The organism is Acetobacter papayae JCM 25143, from assembly GCF_000613285.1.
GTDB classification, from domain to species: Bacteria; Pseudomonadota; Alphaproteobacteria; order Acetobacterales; family Acetobacteraceae; genus Acetobacter; species Acetobacter papayae.
Map to the genome: position 1 here is coordinate 1 of NZ_BAIN01000114.1, position 4,453 is coordinate 4,453.

The 4,453-nt window shown below is 62.7% G+C and carries 4 protein-coding genes and 1 pseudogene; 2 read left to right on the top strand and 3 right to left on the bottom strand.

Features of this window, described 5'->3' with window-relative positions:
- A partial coding sequence (locus JCM25143_RS20150) for a DUF885 family protein (RefSeq protein ID WP_234395344.1) occupies window positions 1-805 on the top strand: 805 nt, incomplete at its 5' end.
- Here JCM25143_RS20150 and JCM25143_RS21115 read toward each other — a convergent pair.
- Window positions 802-981 carry a hypothetical protein gene (locus tag JCM25143_RS21115; RefSeq protein WP_051543413.1) on the bottom strand — a complete coding sequence of 60 codons (180 nt, stop codon included), beginning with the start codon at window positions 979-981 and terminating at the stop codon, window positions 802-804. The genes JCM25143_RS20150 and JCM25143_RS21115 overlap by 4 nt on opposite strands.
- A 10-nt stretch (window positions 982-991) precedes the next feature.
- Between JCM25143_RS21115 and JCM25143_RS20155 the strand changes: the two genes are divergently transcribed.
- Window positions 992-1,792, top strand: coding sequence for a DUF885 family protein (locus JCM25143_RS20155; protein WP_051543414.1), 801 nt, complete (start codon window positions 992-994; stop codon window positions 1,790-1,792).
- Between the two features lie 129 nt (window positions 1,793-1,921).
- Here JCM25143_RS20155 and rpsA read toward each other — a convergent pair.
- Together rpsA and JCM25143_RS14505 are read right to left on the bottom strand one after the other, a co-directional pair.
- Window positions 1,922-3,632, bottom strand: a pseudogene (rpsA, locus tag JCM25143_RS20160) (30S ribosomal protein S1).
- Window positions 3,633-4,026: 394 nt separating this feature from the next.
- A partial coding sequence (locus JCM25143_RS14505) for a (d)CMP kinase (protein ID WP_025861745.1) occupies window positions 4,027-4,453 on the bottom strand: 427 nt, incomplete at its 5' end.

The window sequence follows — 4,453 nt, forward strand, 5'->3', positions numbered from 1 at the left end:
GCCTCGCATGCTCTCAGACATTACGTTACCGAACCGGGCTGGCCGCCCCGTTCAGCCCCATGCAAAGCACCAGACCAGAAAACGCACCGGCATACGCACGAGCCTGATGGCCGGAGCCGCCATGGCCCTGCTGGCCACCAGCATGGCCCATGCCGATACCGCCGCCACACTCGACACGCTGGAAAAAGCGCATTTTGAGGCCGAATGGGCAGACAGCCCGGTCAGCGCCACACAGCTTGGCATCCACACATCAGACAGCATGCTGGACAATACCAGCCTTGCCGCCATCAACGCCCGCACCGACCGGCTGCATGCCGAACGCACGGCACTGGCCGCGCTGGATGTTTCGGCCCTGCCGCCCGACAGGCAGGACGACCGCGACATCCTGCTGGGTGAAATAGACCTGAGCCTGATCGAAAACGAACAGGTTCAGCCTTTCCTCCACAACCCGGATTTTTACGTCAATCTGGCCACGGACGGGCTGTATAGTCTGGTGGACAGGAACTTCGCCCCCGTGGGTGACAGGCTGCGCGCCGTCATTGCCCGCGAGCGACAGATTCCGGGCATGCTGGCCACTGGCGAGGCCCAGTTGACGCATGTGCCTGATATCTTCATCGAAATCGCGCAGGAAGATCTGGCCGGAGCACTCAGCTTCGTGGAACAGGTCATTCCCGCGGCGTTTGATGCCATCCCCGACCGCAAGGCACGGGCCGAGCTACGGGCCAGCACCAAAAGCGCTCTGGCCGCTCTGAACGCCTACCAGCGCTATCTTGCACGCTCAAGCCCGATGGCTCTTTTGTGCTAGGAGCTGACACACTCAGCGCCATGCTGGCCACCGAAGGGGTGCACCAGCCACTGGAGCAGGTAATTGCCGCCGGGCGCGACCAGCTCCGCCACGATCAGGCAGCGCTCGATGATGCCGCGCGGGCCGTAAACCCCCTGCACCCCGAGCGCGCACTGGACAACCTGCGCCGCGACCATACTTTTCCCGATGCTGATCCCGCTTGTGCAGAACCAGCTTGTGGACGCGCAGCGTTTTGTGGTGGCGCACAAACTGGTAACACTGCCCGCCATGACCCTGCCCGTGGTCACCAGCACGCCCGCCTTCGAGCGCTCGCTGATCACCGCCGCCACGGACTGGCCCGGCCCGTTCGAGCGCGTGGCCACCACATCCTATTACTACATCACGCCCATAGCACTGGGCAGCAATGCCGACAGTATTGAAGAGGCGATGGGCAACGCCAACACGCCCACCATGCTCGACACCACCATACACGAGGCCATGCCGGGGCATTTCGTGCAGGGGCTATACCTGCGCGCCAACCCGCAATGGTCGCTCACCCGCAAGAGCGCGCAGTCCTACGCCACCACCGAAGGCTGGGCGCATTATGTTGAGCAGATGATGGTAGAGCAGGGCTTTCATGGTGCCACGCCGCGCCTGCATCTGGCCCAGTTGCAGGATGCCCTGCTGCGTGACTGCCGTTTTCTGGTAGCCTTTGGCCTTCATGCCCAGAATATGAGCGTGCAGGATGCCACCGCCCTGATGCAGCATGAATGCTACCAGAGCCCCACCGCCGCCTATAAGGAAGCCCGCCGGGGCACGATGGACCCCGGCTATTACTCCTATCTTCTAGGTAAGCTCATGATCCTGCACCTACGCGCAGACATGCAGAAAACCGCCGGGAAAGACTTCTCGCTCCATGCCTTCCATGATGGCCTACTCAGCCGTGGGCTTGTGCCCATGCGCTATATCCGCCGCGAAATGACCGGCCATGACGACCCGGTTCTGTAAACTCTGCCCCCGTAAAAACCGGGCATAAAAAAAGGCGTCGCGAAAACCGCGACGCCTTTTTTGTATTCAAGCCGAAACCGGCCTGCACCAGCCAGCGCCGGGGTTGCCCCCGGCACCAACCGATCAGGATCAGTCTTCGGTGTTACGACGACGGATAGCCGCGCCGAGGATATCACCGAGGGACGCGCCGCTGTCAGCGGAACCGTAGTCGCTGATAGCCTGCTTGTCTTCTTCCATCTCGCGACCCTTGATGGTCAGGGCCACCTTGCGGGAAGCGCGGTCAACGGACACCACCTTGGCATCCACGCGCTCACCAACCGCGAAGCGCTCGGGGCGCTGCTCGGCCTTGTCGCGGGCCAGTTCTGCACGACGGATAAAGCCGCTCAGAACGTCGTCCACCTTCACTTCGATCCCGTTGGACTGAACAGCCGTCACGATGCAGGTGACGATGGTGCCCTTCTGGATGGTTGCGAGGGCATCGGCTGCCGGATCTTCCTGAAGCTGCTTGATACCGAGAGAGATACGCTCTTTCTCGACATCCACGTCCAGAACCTTGGCCTTTACGACCTGGCCCTTTTCGTAGTGCTTCATGCTTCTTCGCCAGCTTCGTCCCAGGACAGGTCGGACATGTGAACCATGCCGTCGATATCCGCGGACAGGCCGATGAACAGGCCGAATTCCGTGATGTTGCGGATTTCGCCTTCCACGGTCGAACCGACCTTGTACTCTTCGGCGAACTGCTCCCACGGGTTGCGCTGAACCTGCTTGAGACCCAGAGAGATACGGCGCTTGGCGCTGTCCACATCCAGAACCATCACGTCCACTTCCTGAGAAGTCGCGACGATCTTGCCCGGATGGACGTTCTTCTTCGTCCAGGACATTTCGGACACGTGCACCAGACCTTCGACACCCGGTTCCAGCTCGACGAACGCGCCGTAATCGGTGATGTTGGTCACGCGGCCCGTGAAGCGGGCACCCGGCGGGTACTTAAGCGCCACGTTCTCCCACGGATCAGCTTCAAGCTGCTTCATGCCCAGCGAGATACGCTGCGTGTCGGAGTTGAAGCGGATCACCTGCACGCGCACGGGCTGGCCAATCTGCAGCGCTTCGGACGGGTGGTTGATACGCTTCCAGGCGATGTCGGTCACATGCAGCAGGCCATCGACGCCACCCAGATCCACGAACGCGCCGTAGTCGGTGATGTTCTTGACCACGCCATCGAGGATCATGCCTTCGGTCAGGCCCTGGATCAGCTCGCTGCGCTGTTCGGCGCGGGTTTCTTCCAGCACGGCGCGACGCGACACAACGATGTTGCCACGGGCACGATCCATTTTCAGGATCTGGAAAGGCTGGGGAACACCCATCAGCGGGCCGACATCGCGCACGGGGCGGATATCTACCTGGCTGCCGGGCAGGAACGCCATGGCGCCGCCCAGATCCACCGTAAAGCCGCCCTTGACGCGACCATAGATGGTGCCGTTCACGCGCTGGTTGGCCTCGAACGCCTTTTCCAGGCTGGTCCAGGCTTCCTCGCGGCGGGCCTTCTCGCGGGACAGAACAATGCTGCCGTCACGGTCTTCATACCGTTCGACATACAGTTCCACCACGTCGCCGGGCTGGATTTCGGGCTTGGCACCGGGGGGGCGAATTCGCGCAGGGCCACGCGGCCTTCGCTCTTCAGGCCGACATCAACGATCGCGTAGTCATCCGTCAGACGGACGATACGGCCACGGACAACGGACCCGTCGAAGCCGGTGTCGCGGCCCAGGGTTTCGTCAAGAAGGGATGCAAAATCTTCGCCGCGGAAATGATCCGTGGCATCAAGGGTGGCTGAAGCCATGTGTAACCGTTAATCCTGCACCGAACCGGCTCCCTTGTTGGGGCGGACGGGCTGTTCCTGCGCCCCGCATGACGCGGCACGTCTTGTCTGGCCAGCAAGCGGGAGCCTTCCCCCACCACTGTAGTGCAGACCTTGTCTACGCCGGCCGCATAAGGCCGCCGACCCTGATTGCCCGCGTTATCCGGGCAAACCATGATTGCACAGAGACCACGCGGGCAGGGTTTGTCAACTCAAACAAACGGGCAGGAGGCATTCATACGCCCCCGCCCCCAGCCACACGATAAAAGCCCGTGTGCTGCGCGGGCAAAATCACCAAAGTTTCCAGACCGTTCAGGCCCGGCCTGCTCCCCCCATGCTGCCGGGACGTAAAGCCGTGCCCGAGGCGGGAAAGGCCTCAGCCCACTGTTTCTCCGGCGAGTCGCGCCCGGGCCAACCGCAGGGCCTCGGCCAGTACGGCGGCGGCATCCAGCGTATCGGTTTCGATCACGCAGGCATCCTCGGCAATGCACAGGGGAGCGGTTTCGCGCCCGGCATCCGCCGCATCACGCGCGCGCAGGGCTTCTTCCATCTCGTGCAGTTGCTGCGGAGCCTCCGGGGCCGTGACATCGCCCCCTGTCTGCAAAAAGCGCCGCAGGGCGCGTGTGGCGGGCGAGGCGGTAATGAACAGCTTGAAATCGGCATCAGGAAAAATCACCGTGCCGATATCGCGCCCATCCAGCACGGCCCCACGCTCGCGCGCGAACCGGCGCTGGGTTTCAACCAAGGCCGCGCGCACCAGTGGCTGTGCCGCCACCTTGCTGGCCGCCGCTGCAACCTCAGGG

Excerpts from the sequence above, each read along its gene's own strand:
- JCM25143_RS21115 (WP_051543413.1), bottom strand. The coding sequence starts at position 981 with ATGGTCGCGGCGCAGGTTGTCCAGTGCGCGCTCGGGGTGCAGGGGGTT.
- JCM25143_RS20155 (WP_051543414.1), top strand. The coding sequence starts at position 992 with ATGCTGATCCCGCTTGTGCAGAACCAGCTTGTGGACGCGCAGCGTTTT.